This is a genomic window from Streptomyces lonarensis, from assembly GCF_012033735.1.
GTDB lineage: Bacteria > Actinomycetota > Actinomycetes > Streptomycetales > Streptomycetaceae > Streptomyces > Streptomyces lonarensis.
Window position 1 is genome coordinate 1 of record NZ_JAAVJD010000105.1, and the last position, 18138, is coordinate 18138.

Consider the following 18138-nt stretch of genomic DNA (forward strand, 5'->3'; position numbering starts at 1 on the left):
GGGGGGGGGGGGGGCGGCCCCCCCCCCCCCCCGCGTCCGCCCCGTGGGGGCGGACCGCGGCGGCGCTACTCGCCGCCCTTCTGCACGAAGCCGCGGACGAAGTCCTCGGCGTTCGACTCCAGGACCTCGTCGATCTCGTCCAGCACGGAGTCCACGTCCTCGGTCAGCTCTTCCTGACGCTCCTTGAGTTCGTCGGAGACCTCCGTGGAAGCGCTCTGCTCCTCGGTCTCCTCCGTGGCGCGCGATGCCTTCTGCTGACCGCCGCCGGTGTCCTTGGTCGCCATCTGCCTCACCCCGCTCAGTTCGCCGCTCGACTGCGTCGTGCTCCGGATTCAGACCCTACCGCCGGGTACTGACTTCGGCTCCTTCTCGGCCGGTGCGGCGTCGTGCCGCCCCGCCCGCTCCCGATCATGCCCCTCCGGGGGCCGGTTCAGCCGCCCGCGAGGGCACGGACCAGTTCCTGCGCGGTGTCGCAGCGGTCGAGAAGGCCGCCGACGTGCTCACGGGTGCCGCGCAGCGGGTCCATCGTGGGGACGCGCTGCAGCGACTCGCGCCCGGGAAGGTCGAAGATGACCGAGTCCCAGGAGGCCGCCGCCACGTCGTCGGCGTACTGGTCCAGACAGCGGCCCCGGAAGTAGGCACGGGTGTTCTCCGGGGGGTGCACCACGGCCCGGGCCACCTCCTCCTCCGAGAACAGCCGCCGCAGCCGGTCGCGGGCGACCAACCGGTTGTACAGGCCCTTGTCGGGGCGGACATCGCTGTACTGGAGGTCCACCAGGTGCAGCCGGGCGGCGTCCCAGTCCAGTCCGTCGCGCCGCCGGTAGCCCTCCAGCAGTTCCTTCTTGGCGATCCAGTCCAGCTGGTCCGCGAGGCTCGCTGGGTCGCTCTCCAGCCGGGTCAGGACGTCCTCCCAGCGGGCGAGCACGTCGCGGGTCTCTTCGTCGGCGTCGGAGCCCCAGCGCTCCTCGACGTACTTGCGCGCCAGCTCGAAGTACTCCATCTGCAGCTGCACCGCCGTGAGGGTCCGGCCGCTGCGCAGGGTGACCAGCCCGCGCAGCCCGGGGTCGTGGCTGACGCGGTGCAGGGTGCGGACCGGCTGGTCGACCGCGAGGTCCACGGCGATGAAGCCGTCCTCGATCATGGAGAGCACCAGCGAGGTGGTGCCGAGCTTCAGGTAGGTCGAGATCTCGGAGAGGTTGGCGTCGCCGATGATGACGTGGAGTCGCCGGTAGCGGTCGGCATCGGCGTGCGGCTCGTCGCGGGTGTTGATGATGGGCCGCTTGAGCGTGGTCTCCAGCCCCACCTCCACCTCGAAGAAGTCGGCGCGCTGGCTGATCTGGAACCCGTGGTCCGAACCGTCCTGCCCCAGCCCGACGCGGCCGGCGCCGGTCACCACCTGGCGGGAGACGAAGAACGGCGTGAGGTGGCGGACGATGTCGGCGAACGGGGTCTCGCGCCGCATCAGGTAGTTCTCGTGGGTGCCGTAGGAGGCGCCCTTGTTGTCGGTGTTGTTCTTGTAGAGCTGGATCGGACGCGCCCCGGGGACCTCGGCGGCGCGGCGGGCGGCCTCGGCCATGATCCGCTCGCCGGCCTTGTCCCACAGCGTCGCGTCCCGCGGGCCGACCGTCTCGGGGGCGCTGTACTCGGGGTGGGCGTGGTCCACGTAGAGCCGCGCGCCGTTGGTGAGGATGACGTTGGCCAGGCCGATGTCCTCGTCCGTGAGCTGGCTGGCGTCGGCGTTGTCCCGCGCCAGGTCGAACCCGCGCGCGTCCCGCAGCGGGTTCTCCTCCTCGAAGTCCCAGCGCGCCCGGCGGGCGCGGTGCATGGCCGCCGCGTAGGCGTTCACCACCTGGGACGAGGTGAGCATGGCGTTGGCGTTCGGGTGGCCGGGGACGGACACGCCGTACTCCGTCTCGATGCCCATCACGCGCCGTACTGTCATGCGGCCCTCCTTGCCCGGCGGGGGCCGCCCGGACCGGCCACCTCGTGCCCGAGCCTAGGCGCCACGGGCGGCGATGGGGAGGTCACAGGCGGTGTGGCTCGGGCTGTCTGAGAAAAACGCCCGGCTGCGGGACACGCGGGCGCATCGCCCACGTGCCCACAGCCGGGCGGTGCCCTTACAGGTACTGTCCGGTATTGGCCACGGTATCGATGGAACGGCCCGTGTCGGCGCCCTGCTTCCCCGTGACGAGGGTGCGGATGAAGACGATCCGCTCGCCCTTCTTCCCGGAGATGCGGGCCCAGTCGTCGGGGTTGGTGGTGTTGGGGAGGTCCTCGTTCTCCTTGAACTCGTCGACGCAGGCGGCGATGAGGTGGGAGACGCGCAGACCCTTCTGGTTCTGGTCGAGGAAGGCCTTGATCGCCATCTTCTTGGCCCGGTCGACGATGTTCTGGATCATCGCGCCGGAGTTGAAGTCCTTGAAGTACAGGACCTCCTTGTCACCGTTGGCGTAGGTGACCTCCAGGAAGCGGTTCTCCTCCGTCTCCGCGTACATCTGCTCGACAACGGTCTGGATCATGCCGTCCACGGCGGCCTCGCGGCTGTCGTGGTGCTCGGCCAGGTCGTCGGTGTGGATCGGCAGGCGTGCGGTGAGGTACTTGGAGAAGATGTCCTTGGCCGCCTCGGCGTCCGGACGCTCGATCTTGATCTTCACGTCCAGTCGGCCGGGCCGGAGGATCGCCGGGTCGATCATGTCCTCGCGGTTGGAGGCGCCGATGACGATGACATTCTCCAGGCCCTCCACACCGTCGATCTCGGAGAGCAGCTGCGGGACGATGGTGTTCTCCACGTCCGAGCTGACGCCGGAACCGCGGGTGCGGAACAGGGAGTCCATCTCGTCGAAGAAGACGATGACGGGGGTGCCCTCGCTCGCCTTCTCCCGGGCCCGCTGGAAGACCAGGCGGATGTGCCGCTCGGTCTCGCCGACGTACTTGTTGAGCAGCTCGGGGCCCTTGATGTTGAGGAAGTAGCTCTTGCCCGCGGGCTGCCCGGTGACCTCGGCGACCTTCTTGGCGAGGGAGTTGGCGACCGCCTTGGCGATGAGCGTCTTGCCGCAGCCGGGCGGGCCGTAGAGCAGCACGCCCTTGGGCGGGCGCAGCTCGTGCTCGCGGAACAGGTCGGGATGGAGATAGGGGAGCTCGACGGCGTCGCGGATCAGCTCGATCTGGTTGCCGAGCCCACCGATCTTCGCGTAGTCGATGTCGGGGACCTCTTCGAGGACGAGCTCCTCGACCTCGCTCTTGGGGACGACCTCGTAGACGTAGCCGGAACGGGACTCCAGCAGCAGGGCGTCGCCGGCGCGCAGCGTCACGTCGAGCAGCGGCTCGGCGATCCGGACCACGCGCTCCTCGTCGGTGTGGCCGACGACGAGCGCACGCTCGCCGTCCTCCAGCACCTCCTTGAGGGTGACGATGTCACCGGCGCGCTCGAACTCCATCGCCTCGACGATGTTGAGCGCCTCGTTGAGCATCACCTCCTGGCCGCGCTTGAGCTCCTTCAGCTCGACGCCCGGGCTGACGTTGACCCGGAGCTTGCGGCCGCCGGTGAAGATGTCGGCCGTGTCGTCGTCGTTGGGCTGAAGGAAGACCCCGAACCCCGCAGGCGGCTGGGCGAGTCGGTCGACCTCCTCCTTCAGCGCCACGATCTGGTCGCGCGCCTCGCGGAGTGTCGTCGCCAGCCGTTCATTCTGGGAGGTCACCCCGGCCAGACTCGTCTGCAACTCGACGACTCGCTCCTCCAGGACACGGGTGTGCCTCGGGGAATCGGCGAGCTTGCGGCGCAGGACGGCGATCTCCTGCTCTAGGTCGGCGACCTGCCGGGCCGGGTCCTGTGACCCCCGACCGGGGCGGACGCCGTGGTTGGTCTCGTCATCGTGGGATGCCACGGTCCTCACCTCCTCCAAAGGGAGCTGGACGCTTCCAGACCCTACCTGGACCAGTGTCGGTCGAAACCCCTTCGATCAAGAAGACCATCGAGGCGTGTCCGATCTTCACTCGTGCGCGCTCCCTGTCGCCTGGGGGGATACCCACCCGAGGGCCCGGGAAAGCGGGCAGCGGTAGAGTCGGGGGTGGCCGACACCCCCGCCGGGGCCCGCCGCGGTCCGCCCCCGGGCGGCACGGGGACCGGGCGGCGCAGGTCGCACCGGCAGCGGGCCGGGCCGGCCGGCCGCGGAGAGCGCGGTGCGGTTGCCCGCCCCGCGGCGCGGGGAGGGTGTGGCATGACGGACAGGATCGAGCGGACCCGCCCGGCGGAAGCCAGGGCGACCGGGAAACGGTGGGTGGGATGAGCGCGCAGCACACGGCCGCCGACGAACTCGAGGTCTGGATCGACCAGGAGCTGTGTACGGGCGACGGCATCTGCGCCCAGTACGCACCCGAGGTGTTCGAGCTGGACATCGACGGCCTCGCCTACGTGAAGCCGCCGGTCGCGGCCGGCGAGGAGGCCGATCTGCTGACGGAGCCCGGTGCGACGGCGCCGGTGCCGCTGCCGCTGCTGCGGGACGTGGTGGAGTCGGCGAAGGACTGCCCGGGCGACTGCATCCACGTGCGGCGCGTCGCCGACGGCACCGAGGTCCACGGGCCCGACGCCGACTGAGGGGCGGCACACGCGCACGTCCGGCGCGTGCCGCCCTGAGGCGCGTGCCGCCCTCCGGCGGCACGCGCCTCAGGTGTGGAACGCGGGGGCGGGCGGGGCCGCCTGGTCGACGACCAGCCGCCCGTCGCGCCAGTTCCAGGTCGCCTCGCCGTGCAGGTCGGGGTCGCTGCGGGGCACGTCGGGCGAGGAGTAGGCGAGCAGCACGGCCCGCAGGGTGCCGTCGGCGGCCGCCAACTCCGAGACGATCATCCCTTCCCCCGGGTCCACCAGCGTCTCGGCGACCACGACGGCGCCGTCGGCGCGGCCGGTCAGCAGGTAGAGGCCGTGCGGCGGGGTGCCGCCGCCGGCGTCGCAGCGGACGGCGGCGACGGTCTCGGTGCGCCCGTCGCCGTCGAGGTCGACCTGGGCGCTGTGGGTCACCGCGGTGGGGTGCGGTCCGCACTCCAGCGGGTAGTCGACCGCCTCCGGGTCCGGGCCTCCGGTGGCCTGCGGAACAGGCGGCCCGGGGCGGGCGGTCGCCCCCTCCGGCTGCACCATGGCGGCCGCCCCGGCGACGGCCGCGAGCGCGGCGGCGGTGGTCAGCCAGTGGAGCGCGCGGGCGCGGGTGTGCGGGAGTCCGGGAACGGCCGGGGACTGCACGCTGGGGTCTCCTGTGAGGAAGCGCCGCGGAGCGCGGCGGGCGGGATGCTGTGCATCGTGCCACACCTCGCGCGCCGGCAGAAGGGCCGCCCGGCCCCTGCGAGCATGTGCGCGCCGTCCCACCCTGGCGGGTGGAACGGCGCGATGTCGACGGGGAGTTGGCGTCAGGCGCGGCCGCTGCCGGGACCGGTGTAGTCCTCGCCGTAGGCGCCGGGCGCCGGGCGGCGGCGCCGGCGCGGCGGCTCGACCCCGTCGGCCAGGCGGCGCGCGGTGAGCAGGAAGCCGGTGTGGCCGATCATGCGGTGGTCGGGACGGACGGCGAGCCCCTCGACGTGCCAGGTGCGGACCATGGTCTCCCACGCCGACGGCTCGTTGAAGGTGCCGTGCTCCCGGATGGTCTCCACCGTCCGCGCCAGCTGCGTCGTGGTGGCGACGTAGGCGCAGAGGATGCCGCCGGGCACCAGCGCCTTGGAGACCGCGTCCAGGCACTCCCAGGGGGCGAGCATGTCGAGGATGACCCGGTCGACCTCGGTGTCGCTGAGGTTGTCCTGCAGGTCGCCCACGGTGAGCTGCCAGGCGGGGTGGGGCCCGCCGAAGTAGCGCTCGACGTTGCCCTTGGCGATGTCGGCGAAGTCGGCACGGCGCTCGTAGGAGTGCAGCATGCCGTGGTCGCCGACGGCGCGCAGCAGGAAGGTGGAGAGCGATCCCGATCCCACACCCGCCTCCACCACCCGGGCGCCGGCGAAGATGTCGGCCATCGCCAGGATCTGACCCGCGTCCTTGGGGTAGACCACGGCGGCCCCGCGGGGCATGGACAGGACGAAGTCGGTGAGGAGCGGGCGCAGCGCGAGGTAGTCGACCTTGCCGGTGGTGCGGACGACGGTCCCCTCGGGGGCACCGATCAGCTCGTCGTGCGGGAAGGCACCCTTGTGGGTGTGGAAGCTCTTCCCTGCTTCGAGCGTGAAGGTGTAGTGGCGGCCCTTGGGGTCGGTGAGCTGTACCTGGTCCCCGACCCTGAAGGGCCCGCGTCGGCGGGCGGCACCGGTCGGTTCGGACATGGGGAGCAGCCTAGTCCAGCCGCGTGACGGGCCCTAATCGAGGGCGGCCCGCGGTGGTCAGGCGGTCAGCGGTCCGAGGGGCGCCCGTCGCCGGACATGGCGGCGACGAAGGCGCGTTCGACGTCGGAGGTGGCGAGCACCCCGTAGATCTCACCGGTGGGTTCCACCACCAGGTACTCCGAGGCGGGGTGGTCGCGGAGGTGCGTCAGCAGCGCCTCGCCGCCGAGGTCGGTGCGGATGCGGGTCCCCTCGGAGATCTCCTGGGCCAGGCCGCCGACGGGCTCCCAGGGGCGCCGGTGGTCGGGGACGGCGGCGATGGCGGACTCCCGGACGACGGCGCGCGGGGTGCCGTCGGGTTCGACGACCACCAGCGCGCGGGCGCCGGCGTCGTTGGCGCGCCGCAGCGCCTCCGAGAGGGGGGCGTCGGCGGGCACCGGGACGGCGCGGCGGGTCAGTGCGGTGGCGGTCAGCCCGGGGAGGCGCTCGCGGAGGCGGGCCATGCGCAGGCTGTTCCCGGCGCCGGTCCAGATGATGGCGGCGAGGACGGCGGCGAGCAGGCCGTCGGTGAGTGAGTCGACCCCGGTGTAGGACTGCCGCTCCACCACGATGCCGGTGTGGGTGACCAGGGGGAACCCGATGAGCACGGCCACGGCGAGGGCACGGCCGGCCCAGGCGGCGACGACCGTACCGGTCATCGGCCGGCCGGAGATCTTCCACACGACGGCGCGCAGCATCCGCCCGCCGTCCAGCGGCATCCCCGGCAGCAGGTTGAAGACCGCGACGATGAGGTTGGAGAGCATCAGCCCGGCGAACAGCACGCCGGGGACGGTGCCGGGCTCGGTGGCGAGCATCCCGAGCCAGAAGACGCCGGCGAGGACCAGCGAGAGCAGCGGCCCGACGAAGGCGAGGACGAACTCCCGCCCGGGGGTGGGCGAGTCCTTCTCGATCTCGGAGACGCCGCCGAAGAACTGGAGCTGGATGCGCCGCACCGGCAGGCCGAAGCGCAACGCCGCCACGGTGTGGGCGAGTTCGTGCACCAGTACCGAGGCGTAGAACGCGACGGCGAAGAAGAGCGCGACGAGGTAGCGGGTGCCGCCGATGCCGGGGATGATCCGCTCCAGCTGGTTGCCGAAGAACCAGGTGATCAGGGCCGCGACGAGGAACCAGCTGGGCGCCACGTACACCGGGACCTTGAAGATGCGGCCCATCAGGATGCCGCCCCCGCCGCCCGGGCGCTTCTTCCCGGAGCCGCCGGCCGCCGGCCGGTCCGCCTCTCCCACGGTGTCCCCTTGTCCTGAGTGCTCGTCGCCGTCCACCACCGGTGACGGCGTGGCCTGGCGCCCCGCCGGCCGCCGCGCCGCGCAATGATCGGCACGATCATGCCGCGCCGGGCCCGTGATGACGATGGTATTGCGCCGGGTGTCGGTGGCGGGTCGTAGGGTTCTGCACATGGAAGCGTCACCCGCACCGCGTACCGCCTCGCTCTCGCCGTCCCGAGCGGCGGACTTCATGCAGTGTCCCCTGTTGTACCGGTTTCGGGTGATCGACCGGCTCCCGGAGGAGCCCAGCGCCGCCGCGACGCGCGGCACCGTCGTCCACGCCGTGCTGGAGCGGGTCTTCGACGCGCCGGCGGCGCAGCGCTCGGCGCGCCGCGCGCGGTCGATGGTGGTGCAGGAGTGGGAGCGGCTGCTGGCGCGCCGCCCGGAGTTGGCCTCGCTCTTCGCGGACGAACCCGCCGAGGCGGGCGCGACGGCCGCAGCGGACGCGACGGAGGGGGCCGGGGACGAACCCGCGGTCGGCGCGTCCCCGGAGGCGGCGGCGCGGCTGGCGCGCTGGCTGACCGATGCCGAGGAGCTCGTCGAGCGGTGGTTCACGCTGGAGGACCCGACCCGGCTGGAGCCCGCCGAGCGCGAGATGTGGGTGGAGACCAAGCTGGACTCGGGCCTGCGGCTGCGGGGCGTGATCGACCGGGTGGACATCGCGCCCACCGGCGAGGTGCGGATCGTGGACTACAAGACGGGCAAGGCGCCCCGGCCCGAGTACGCCGGCGACGCCCTGTTCCAGATGACGTTCTACGCGCTGGTGGTGTGGCGGCTGAAGGGCGTGCTGCCGCGCCGGTTGCAGTTGGTCTACCTGGGCAGCGGCGACGTCCGCCACTACGACCCGGTGGAGGCCGACCTCCTCGCGGTGGAGCGCAAGCTGCTGGCGCTGTGGGAGGCGATCCGGGAGGCGACGGAGACCGGGGACTGGCGGCCGCGCCGCACCAAGCTCTGCGGCTGGTGCAGCTACCGCTCGATCTGCCCCGAGTTCGGCGGCACTCCCCCGCCCTACCCGCTGCTGGTGCAGGACACGCTGCCGCTGGTGGACGCCGGCGCCGGGCCCGCGGCCGACGCGGCGGGGACCGCGTCCGGCTCCGCTGCCGACACCCCCGCCGAGCCTGCCGGCGAGACCGCCGTCGAGACCCCCGCCGGGGTGCCCGCGGGCGGGGCGCGGCAGGCGCCGGAGGGCGCGTGAGCGAGAATGGGGCCGGTACACCCGTCCCGTGAGGAGCGCCCGTGCCCATTCGAGTGCTGCTGGTCGACGACCAGCCCCTGCTGCGCACCGGTTTCCGGATGATCCTGGAGGCCGAGGGCGACCTCGCGGTCGTGGGTGAGGCGGGCGACGGTCAGCAGGCGTTGGAGCAGGTGCGGACGTTGCAGCCCGACGTCGTGCTGATGGACATCCGGATGCCCCGGATGGACGGCGTGGAGGCGACGCGCCGCATCACCGGCCCGGCCAAGGACGGGCCGGTCAAGGTGCTGGTGCTGACCACCTTCGACCTCGACGAGTACGTGGTGGAGGCGCTGCGCGCCGGGGCCAGCGGCTTCCTGCTGAAGGACGCGCCGGCGGCCGAACTCGTCCAGGCGATCCGGGTGGTGGCCGCCGGTGAGGCGATGCTGGCGCCGAGCATCACTCGGCGCCTGCTCGACCAGTACGCCGGCAAGCTGCCGGCCGGCGAGGAGCAGCTGCCGGAGACGCTGAGCACGCTCACCGAGCGCGAGCTGGAGGTGCTGCGGCTGGTGGCCCGGGGGATGTCGAACGCGGAGATCGCGGCGGAGCTGTTCGTCAGCGAGACGACGGTGAAGACGCACGTCGGGCACGTGCTCACCAAGCTGGGGCTGCGGGACCGTGTGCAGGCCGCGGTGTACGCCTACGAGAGCGGTCTGGTCCGCCCCGGGCGCTGACCCGGCACGGGGCCCGCCCCGCGGGGGGGGCGGGCGACGGGGCGGTGCCCGGCGCGGGCGGAGCTTCCGGTCAGAGTGGTCCGGCGGGCTCGCCGGCGCGGGCGGCCGGCCACAGTCCCCGCAGGTAGCGCAGGTCGACCTCGGTGAGCGAGGCGACGACGCTCCGGCGGTGCGCGGGCGGAATGGGCACCACGGAGGGGACCACCACCACCTGGCAGCCGGCCGCCTCCGCGGCGGCGACCCCCGTCAGCGTGTCCTCCACGGCGACGCACTCCTCGGGCGCCACTCCCAGCCCGGCGGCCGCGGCCAGGTAGGGGTCGGGGTGCGGCTTGTTGCGCCGCAGGTCGTTGCCGGCGACGGTCAGGGTGAACGAGCCCTGTCCCAGCACGGTGCTCACCACGTCCACCACGGCCCGGTCGGAGGCGGAGACCAGCGCGGTGGGCACGCCCTGCCCGGTGAGTTCGTCGAGGAGCCGCCGGGCGCCGGGCATCAGGTTGAACCCGTCGCCGAGCCGGGTGAGGAACGCGGCGTTGATGAGCGGGCCGAGTTCCTCCAGCGTGATCGCGGCGCCGGTGGCCTCGATGAGGTGGCGGCCGACGCGCCCCATGGGCCCGCCGCTGACGACGGCGCGGTGGTGGTCGGCGAGGGTGTGGCCGAGGCCGGCGAAGACGGCGACCTCGGCGTCCCACCACAGCCCCTCGGTGTCGACCAGGGTGCCGTCCATGTCGAGCAGGACCGCCCGGGGAGCGGGGGTACCGCCGCCCGAGCCGTGCGTCGTCGGGAGGAACGTCGTCATCCGCGTGCACCTCCGGGGGAAGGGAAGGCCGGTCGTCACCCCCGCGCACGGGAGCGGCGACCGGCCGGGTCCGGACCGATCAGTGTACGCCGCGGCCCGCAGGACGGGCAGGCGCTGCGCGGCGAACGGGGGACGACGGCGCCCCGGCCGCCGGGCGACGGGTGGACATCGCGCAGGGGCCGGGCGCGCCGGGCCGGTCGTTCCGGGGCCGGCCACGGCGCCGGGGTCAGCGGGCGTTGAAGTAGTTGGCCTCCGGGTGGTGCAGGACGATCGCGTCGGTCGACTGCTCGGGGTGCAGCTGGAACTCCTCGGAGAGCTTGACGCCGATGCGTTCCGGCTGGAGCAGCTCGGCGATCTTGGCGCGGTCCTCCAGGTTCGGGCAGGCGGGGTAGCCGAGGGAGTAGCGGCACCCCTGGTACTCGGTGCGGAACATCCCCGACAGCTCCGCCGGGTCGCTGCCCCCGATGCCGAGCTCCTGCCGGACGCGGGCGTGCCAGTACTCGGCGAGCGCCTCGGCCAACTGGACGGAGAGGCCGTGCAGTTCGAGGTAGTCGCGGTAGGCGTCGGCGGCGAAGAGCTCCCCGGTCGCCTCCCCGATACGGGAGCCGACGGTGACCACCTGGAGCCCCACGACGTCGAGTTCCCCGCTCTCCTTCGGCCGGAAGAAGTCCGCCAGGCACAGGTGGCGGCCGCGGCTCTGCCGGGGGAAGGTGAACCGGGTGCGCTCCCGGCCGTCCTCGTCGAGGATCACCAGGTCGTCGCCGTCCGCGTGGCAGGGGAAGTAGCCGTGGACGACGGCCGCCTCCAGCAGGTTGTCGGTGTGCAGGCGGTCCAGCCAGCCGCGCAGCCGGGGCCGGCCCTCGGACTCCAGCAGCTCCTGGTAGTCGGGGCCGTCGCCGCTCCGGCTGCCCTTGAGCCCCCACTGGCCCTTGAACAGGGCGTCCTCGTCGAGCCAGGAGGCGTACTCCTTGAGCGCGATCCCCTTGACGATGCGGGTGCCGGTGAACGGGGCGGCGGGGACGGGCACGTCGGTGGCGGTCGCCGAGCGGCTCGGCGGCGCCTCGGCCTCCTCCGGCGCGGTGGGGCGCGGCGCGGTGCGGGCCGGCACCCGGCGCTGCTTCAGCTCGGGCAGCGTCACGCCGGGCACGCCGCGCTTGACGCCGATCAGCGCGTCCATCAGCCGCAGCCCCTCGAAGGCGTCGCGGGCGTAGCGGACCTCCCCGTCGTAGATCTCGTGGAGGTCCTGCTCCACGTAGGCGCGGGTGAGGGCGGCGCCGCCGAGGATGACGGGGTAGTCGGCCGCCATGCCGCGGGCGTTCAGCTCCTCCAGGTTCTCCTTCATGATCACGGTCGACTTCACCAGCAGGCCGGACATGCCGATGACGTCGGCGCGGTGCTCGGCCGCCGCCTCCAGAATGGCGTTGACCGGCTGCTTGATGCCGAGGTTGACGACGTTGTAGCCGTTGTTGGAGAGGATGATGTCGACGAGGTTCTTGCCGATGTCGTGGACGTCGCCGCGAACGGTGGCGAGCACGATGGTGCCCTTGCCGTCCTCGTCGGACTTCTCCATGTGCGGTTCCAGGTGGGCGACCGCGGTCTTCATCACCTCGGCGGACTGCAGGACGAACGGCAGCTGCATCTGGCCCGAGCCGAACAGTTCGCCGACGGTCTTCATCCCCGCCAGCAGCGTCTCGTTGACGATGGCCAGCGCGGGCCGTTCGGTGAGCGCCTCCTCGAGGTCGGCCTCCAGGCCGTTGCGCTCCCCCTCGATGATGCGGCGGCGCAGCCGCTCCTCCAGCGGCAGCGCGGCCAGTTCCTCGGCCCGTCCGGCGCGCACCGACTTCGCGTCGACGCCGTCGAAGAGCTCCAGCAGCCGCTGCAGCGGGTCGTACCCCTCGCGGCGCCGGTCGTGGATGAGGTCGAGCGCGACCGCTGCCTCCTCCTCGGCGAGCCGGGCGATCGGGACGATCTTGGCGGCGTGGACGATGGCCGAGTCCAGGCCGGCCTTGACGCACTCGTCGAGGAAGACGGAGTTCAGCACCATGCGGGCGGCGGGGTTGAGCCCGAAGGAGATGTTGGAGAGGCCGAGGGTGGTCTGCACCCGGGGGTGGCGGCGCTTGAGCTCGCGGATGGCCTCGATGGTGGCGACGCCGTCGCCGCGGGACTCCTCCTGGCCGGTACAGATGGTGAAGGTCAGACAGTCGATGAGGATGTCCGACTCCTCGATGCCCCAGTTCCCGGTGAGGTCGGCGATGAGTCGTTCGGCGATCTCGACCTTCTTCTCGGCGGTCCGGGCCTGGCCCTCCTCGTCGATGGTGAGCGCGATCAGCGCGGCGCCGTGCTCGGCGGCGAGCTCGGTGATGCGGGCGAACCGGGACTCCGGCCCGTCGCCGTCCTCGTAGTTGACCGAGTTGATGACGGCGCGGCCGCCGAGGTGCTCCAGGCCGGTGCGGATGACCTCCACCTCGGTGGAGTCCAGCACGATCGGCAGGGTGGAGGCGGTGGCGAGCCGGCCGGCGAGTTCGGCCATGTCGGCGGTGCCGTCCCGGCCGACGTAGTCGACGCACAGGTCCAGGAAGTGGGCGCCCTCGCGGATCTGCTCGCGGGCCAGTTCCACGCAGTCGTCCCAGCGGGCCTCCAGCATCGCCTCGCGGAACTTGCGGGAGCCGTTGGCGTTGGTCCGCTCGCCGATGGCGAGGTAGGAGGCGTCCTGCTGGAAGGGCACGGTCTGGTAGAGCGAGGCCGCACCCGGCTCGGGCCGGGGCTCGCGCTCGGCCGGCGTCAGGCCGCGGACCCGCTCGACGACCTGGCGCATGTGCTCCGGGGTGGTGCCGCAGCAGCCGCCGATGAGCGAGAGGCCGAAGTCGTTGACGAACGTCTCCTGGGCGTCGGCGAGCTCGGGCGCGGTGAGGGGGTAGTGCGCGCCGTCACGTCCGAGGACGGGGAGCCCCGCGTTGGGCATGCAGGCCAGCGGAACCCGCGCGTGTTGCGCGAGGTAGCGCAGGTGCTCGCTCATCTCGGCGGGGCCGGTCGCGCAGTTCATCCCGATCATGTCGATGCCGAGGGGTTCCAGCGCGGTGAGGGCGGCGCCGATCTCGGAGCCGAGCAACATGGTGCCGGTCGTCTCGACGGTGACGGAGACGATGAGCGGCGCCTCGGAGCCGGCGGCGGTGAGCGCGCGCCGCGCGCCGATCACGGCGGCCTTGGTCTGCAGCAGGTCCTGGGTGGTCTCCACCAGCAGCGCGTCGGCACCACCGGCGAGCAGGCCGTCGGCGTTGCGTTCGTAGGCGTCGCGCAGCAGGCCGTAGGGGGCGTGGCCCAGCGTGGGGAGCTTGGTCCCCGGCCCCATGGAGCCGAGCACCCAGCGCATCCGGCCGTCCTCGGCGGCGAACAGGTCGGCGGCCTCGCGAGCGACCCGGGCACCGGCCTCCGACAGCTCGTGGACACGCTCGGGGATGTCGTACTCGCCGAGCGCCGCGTGGTTGGCGCCGAAGGTGTTGGTCTCCACGCAGTCCACACCGGCCGCGAAGTACTCGGCGTGGACCGACCGCACGATGTCGGGGCGGGTGACGTTGAGGATCTCGTTGCATCCTTCGAGATTCTCGAAGTCCTCCAGGGTGGGGTCCGCCGCCTGGAGCATGGTGCCCATGCCGCCGTCGGCGACGACGACGCGGGAGGCAATCGCCTCCCGGAAGGCGGCGATGCGCTGCGCCGGGCTGGCGGTGGGCAGGGTGGACGAGGCCATGGGGTGACTCCCTGGAGTGCGACGGCTGTCGGCTTTACGCCCCGGCGGGGGCATACCGGGTCAGCGTAACGGCAGGCCACCGGGTGCACCCGGACCGTTCCGCCGATCGGACAGCGGGAGAGCCGCGACCACCTGCGGCGGCGGCGCCGGCGCGGCCCGGGCGTGTCGGGCGGGCGCGCGGACCGCGCGGGCCCGTCGCGGGCGGGCCGGGAGCGGAGCGCGCGACAGGCCGTCGCAACCGTCACATAATGCCGATATGAGTACAGGCGTTGACCGGGAACGTTTCCCGTAACGATCAGGGGGACACCCGTCACAGGTAGTACTACCGTTCGCCGGTCGAACTTCCGAACGGGGGCGGGGCCCGGCCGCTGCCCCCGGGGGCCGGCGCCGGACGCGGACGAGGAGGCATGGTGTCCAGTTCAGACATTTTCATCGGCGAGATACTCGGGACAGCCGTCCTGATCCTGCTCGGCGGCGGCGTCGTCGCCGGGGTCGTGCTCAAGAAGTCGAAGGCCTTCGGCGCCGGCTGGGTGGCAATCACCTTCGGCTGGGGATTCGCGGTCCTCAGCGGCGTCTACGTCTCCACGGAGCTGTCCGGCGCGCACATCAACCCGGCGGTGACCCTGGGGCTGGCGCTGGACAGCGGCAACTGGGACAACGTCTGGGTCTACTGGGCGGGTCAGATGATCGGCGCGATGATCGGCGCCGCCCTGGTCTGGATCGCCTACTTCGGGCACTTCCAGGCGCACCTGCGCGACCCCGCCGTGGCCGCGGCCGAGCAGGGCACCGAGAAGGCCGGTGCGGACGGCCACCGCCCCCACAAGGGCCCCGGCCCCGTGCTGGGCATCTTCTCGACCGGCCCGGAGATCCGCAGCCCCTGGCAGAACTTCGCCACCGAGCTGATCGCCACCACCGTGCTGGTGCTGGCCGTCATCCGGCTCGGCGTCAACGACGACCTGCAGGTCACCGGCTTGGGCGGCCTGATGGTCGCCCTGGTCGTCGTCGGTATCGGCCTGTCCCTCGGCGGCCCGACGGGATACGCCATCAACCCGGCGCGCGACCTCGGCCCCCGCATCGTGCACACGCTGCTGCCGCTGCCCAACAAGGGCGGATCCGACTGGGGCTACGCCTGGATTCCGGTACTGGGACCGCTGGCGGGCGGCGCGCTCGCCGCCGGCATCTCCCGGCTCGCGTTCTGAGCGGCGCCGGCCGCCCCCCGCCCCACCGCACCTCCTCCCGTGTCCGGGACCACCACAGCAGCACCAGCAGACCAGGAGCCGCACCATGAGTGAGACGCACGCCGCCGACGGCGGTCCCCGCGAGTACATCGCGGCGATCGACCAGGGCACCACCTCCAGCCGGTGCATCGTGTTCGACCGCGCGGGGACCATCGTCGGGGTCGAGCAGAAGGAGCACGAGCAGATACTCCCCCGCCCCGGGTGGGTGGAGCACGACGCCGCCGAGATCTGGGCCAATGTCCAGGAGGTCGTCGCCGGCGCCCTCGCCAAGGCCGGGGTGACGCGCGACGAGGTGAAGGCCATCGGCATCACCAACCAGCGCGAGACCACCCTGCTGTGGGACCGCGCCACCGGCCGTCCCGTCCACAACGCGATCGTGTGGCAGGACACCCGCACCGACGCCATCTGCCGGGACCTGGGCCGCAACGTCGGCCAGGACCGGTTCCGCCGCGAGACCGGCCTGCCGCTGGCCTCCTACTTCGCGGGGCCGAAGATCCGCTGGCTGCTGGACAACGTCGAGGGGCTGCGCGAGCGTGCGGAGCGGGGCGAGATCCTCTTCGGCACGATGGACTCCTGGGTGATCTGGAACCTCACCGGCGGCCCGGACGGCGGCCGCCACGTCACCGACGTCACCAACGCCTCCCGCACGATGCTGATGAACCTGCGCACCCTGGACTGGGAGGAGCGCATCTGCGAGTCCATGGGCGTGCCGACCGCGGTGCTGCCGGAGATCCGGTCCTCCGCCGAGGTGTACGGCCACGCCAAGGGCGGGCCGCTGGACGGCATCCCGGTCGCCTCCGCCCTGGGCGACCAGCAGGCCGCGCTGTTCGGCCAGACGTGCTTCGCCGAGGGCGAGGGCAAGTCGACCTACGGCACCGGCACCTTCGTGCTGATGAACACCGGCGAGAAGCCGGTCAACTCGTACGCCGGACTGCTGACCACCGTCGGCTACCGGATCGGCGACGAGAAGCCGGTGTACGCCCTGGAGGGCGCCATCGCCGTGACGGGCTCCCTGGTGCAGTGGATGCGCGACCAGATGGGCCTGATCTCCGACGCGGCCGAGATCGAGCCGCTGGCACGCTCGGTCGACGACAACGGCGGCACGTACTTCGTCCCGGCGTTCTCCGGGCTGTTCGCGCCGTACTGGCGCTCGGACGCCCGCGGCGTCATCGCCGGACTGACCCGGTACGTCACCAAGGCCCACATCGCGCGCGCCGTGCTGGAGGCCACCGCCTGGCAGACGCGGGAGATCACCGACGCGATGCACAAGGACTCCGGGGTGGAGCTGACCACTCTCAAGGCCGACGGCGGCATGACGGCCAACGGACTGCTCATGCAGAAGATCTCCGACTTCCTCGACGTGCCCGTGGTGCGTCCGGAGGTCACCGAGACCACCTGTCTCGGGGCCGCCTACGCCGCCGGGCTGGCCACCGGCTTCTGGAACTCCACCGACGAACTGCGCGCCAACTGGCGCGAGGACCACCGGTGGGAGCCGGAGATGGACGCCGCCGACCGCGAACGCGAGTACAAGTACTGGCTGAAGACGGTCGAGCGCACCATGGGCTGGCTGGAGGACGAGAAGAGCTGACGGCGCGGCGCGGACGGGGCCGGTCGGGACGCGACGTCCCGACCGGCCCCGTCGCCGTCCCGTGGGCCGCCGGGGCGCGCAGACGCACCTCCGACCGCCCGCCGGGCCCAGGCGTACGAACCCCCTGTCGTGGGCACGGTCACGCCGTAGGCTGGGCTCGCAAGGAACGACCGAGCAGACCGGGCGTGGCGCGCAGCCGCCGACCGTCCGGCCGGAAGGAGGCGCTGGGTGATCGAGCTCGAGGGAGTACCCGAGCTGGTCGACCCGGTCATGGTGGCCGCGTTCGAAGGCTGGAACGATGCCGGCGACGCGGCCTCCGCCGCGCTCGACCATCTCGACCAGGCATGGAAGGGCGAGGTCTTCGCGGCGCTCGACGCCGAGGAGTACTACGACTTCCAGGTCAACCGTCCCCGGATGTGGCTGGACGGCGGGGTGCGCCGGATCACCTGGCCCACCACGCGGCTCTCCGTGGTGCGGGTCGGTGCCGAGGAGGGCAACGGCAGACCCCGCGACCTGGTCCTGGTCCGCGGCGTCGAGCCCAGCATGCGCTGGCGTACCTTCTGCAACGAGGTGCTGGCCTTCGCCCACGAGCTGGGGGTGGAGATGGTGGTGATGCTGGGCGCGCTGCTCGGCGACACCCCGCACACCCGGCCTGTGCCGGTGAGCAGCGTCACCTCCGACGACAAGCTCGCCCGCTCGCTGAACGTCGAGGAGTCCCGCTACGAGGGGCCCACCGGCATCGTGGGCGTCCTGCAGGAGGCGTGCGCGCACGCCGGTGTCCCCGCGGTCAGCCTCTGGGCGGGTGTGCCGCACTACGTCTCCCAGCCGCCCAACCCGAAGGCGACGCTGGCGCTGCTGCACGCGTTGGAGGACCTGCTCGGGCTGTCCGTGCCGCTGGGCGACCTCACGGAGGACGCGCGGGCGTGGCAGCTTGGGGTGGACCAACTGGCGGCCGACGACTCGGAGGTCGCCGAGTACGTGCAGTCGCTGGAGGAGGCCAAGGACACCGCGGAGCTGCCCGAGGCGAGCGGCGAGGCCATCGCCCGCGAGTTCGAGCGGTACCTGCGCCGCCGTTCGGGCGGTGAGTCCCCCGGGCCGGGCGGCCCGGGGCAGTCGCCCGGCGGCCAGGGGCCCTACCTCCGCGACCCCAACAGCGGCCGCCGCCGCGGCCGGGGCGACGGCGACGACACCCCGCCCGCCGGCGGCGCAGGTACCGCTCGAACTCGCGGGCGATGGCCTCGCCGCTCGCCTCGGGC

14 protein-coding genes are annotated in these 18138 nt (G+C 72.6%); 6 read left to right on the forward strand and 8 right to left on the reverse strand.

The genetic code is table 11. The features are described 5' to 3' along the window. Nucleotides 1–65 precede the first annotated feature (65 nt). The 3 genes from HCN56_RS14400 to arc form a co-directional block, all read right to left on the reverse strand. The gene (locus HCN56_RS14400; RefSeq protein WP_167971140.1) at nucleotides 66–284 is read right to left on the reverse strand and encodes a ubiquitin-like protein Pup; all 219 of its coding nucleotides are present in this window, start codon (nucleotides 282–284) and stop codon (nucleotides 66–68) included. Nucleotides 285–430: 146 nt separating this feature from the next. After that, nucleotides 431–1942 carry a depupylase/deamidase Dop gene (gene dop, locus HCN56_RS14405; protein ID WP_167971142.1) on the reverse strand — a complete coding sequence of 504 codons (1512 nt, stop codon included), beginning with the start codon at nucleotides 1940–1942 and terminating at the stop codon, nucleotides 431–433. Between the two features lie 175 nt (nucleotides 1943–2117). Beyond that, nucleotides 2118–3884, reverse strand: a complete 1767-nt coding sequence (gene arc, locus HCN56_RS14410; protein ID WP_167971153.1) for a proteasome ATPase — start codon at nucleotides 3882–3884, stop codon at nucleotides 2118–2120. Nucleotides 3885–4282: 398 nt separating this feature from the next. Between arc and HCN56_RS14415 the strand changes: the two genes are divergently transcribed. Further along, on the forward strand, nucleotides 4283–4594 hold the full coding sequence (locus HCN56_RS14415; protein WP_167971155.1) for a ferredoxin: 312 nt from the start codon (nucleotides 4283–4285) through the stop codon (nucleotides 4592–4594). A gap of 69 nt (nucleotides 4595–4663) precedes the next feature. Here the strand turns inward: HCN56_RS14415 and HCN56_RS14420 are convergent, their stop codons facing one another. From HCN56_RS14420 to HCN56_RS14430, 3 genes are all read right to left on the reverse strand, one after another. Next, the gene (locus HCN56_RS14420) at nucleotides 4664–5233 is read right to left on the reverse strand and encodes a hypothetical protein (protein WP_167971157.1); all 570 of its coding nucleotides are present in this window, start codon (nucleotides 5231–5233) and stop codon (nucleotides 4664–4666) included. A gap of 164 nt (nucleotides 5234–5397) precedes the next feature. Beyond that, entirely contained in the window at nucleotides 5398–6291 is an 894-nt protein-coding gene (locus HCN56_RS14425) for a tRNA (adenine-N1)-methyltransferase (RefSeq protein ID WP_167971159.1), read from the reverse strand. Between the two features lie 65 nt (nucleotides 6292–6356). Further along, nucleotides 6357–7802: a site-2 protease family protein gene (locus HCN56_RS14430; protein ID WP_167971161.1), complete on the reverse strand. Its 1446-nt coding sequence runs from the start codon at nucleotides 7800–7802 to the stop codon at nucleotides 6357–6359. Here HCN56_RS14430 and HCN56_RS14435 point away from each other — a divergent pair. Further along, on the forward strand, nucleotides 7696–8805 hold the full coding sequence (locus HCN56_RS14435; protein WP_167971163.1) for a RecB family exonuclease: 1110 nt from the start codon (nucleotides 7696–7698) through the stop codon (nucleotides 8803–8805). The two genes, HCN56_RS14430 and HCN56_RS14435, sit on opposite strands and share 107 nt — an antisense overlap. Before the next feature lie 41 nt (nucleotides 8806–8846). Then, complete coding sequence (locus HCN56_RS14440) at nucleotides 8847–9515, forward strand: response regulator (RefSeq protein ID WP_167971165.1); 669 nt, start codon at nucleotides 8847–8849, stop codon at nucleotides 9513–9515. A 70-nt stretch (nucleotides 9516–9585) separates the two neighbouring features. On the opposite strand, the gene HCN56_RS14445 is transcribed toward HCN56_RS14440, so the two are convergent. Both HCN56_RS14445 and metH read right to left on the reverse strand, forming a co-directional pair. Beyond that, nucleotides 9586–10311: an HAD family hydrolase gene (locus HCN56_RS14445; protein ID WP_167971167.1), complete on the reverse strand. Its 726-nt coding sequence runs from the start codon at nucleotides 10309–10311 to the stop codon at nucleotides 9586–9588. Nucleotides 10312–10537: 226 nt separating this feature from the next. Further along, a complete protein-coding gene (gene metH / locus HCN56_RS14450; protein WP_167971169.1) occupies nucleotides 10538–14056 on the reverse strand; it encodes a methionine synthase in 3519 nt (1172 codons plus the stop codon). Nucleotides 14057–14466: 410 nt separating this feature from the next. Between metH and HCN56_RS14455 the strand changes: the two genes are divergently transcribed. The 3 genes from HCN56_RS14455 to HCN56_RS14465 form a co-directional block, all read left to right on the forward strand. Then, nucleotides 14467–15255, forward strand: a complete 789-nt coding sequence (locus HCN56_RS14455) for an MIP/aquaporin family protein (RefSeq protein ID WP_167971173.1) — start codon at nucleotides 14467–14469, stop codon at nucleotides 15253–15255. 85 nt (nucleotides 15256–15340) lie between these two features. After that, the gene (gene glpK / locus HCN56_RS14460; protein WP_167971171.1) at nucleotides 15341–16882 is read left to right on the forward strand and encodes a glycerol kinase GlpK; all 1542 of its coding nucleotides are present in this window, start codon (nucleotides 15341–15343) and stop codon (nucleotides 16880–16882) included. Between the two features lie 228 nt (nucleotides 16883–17110). Next, nucleotides 17111–18138: PAC2 family protein (locus HCN56_RS14465; RefSeq protein ID WP_312871233.1), on the forward strand; the 1028-nt coding region annotated here is incomplete at its 3' end.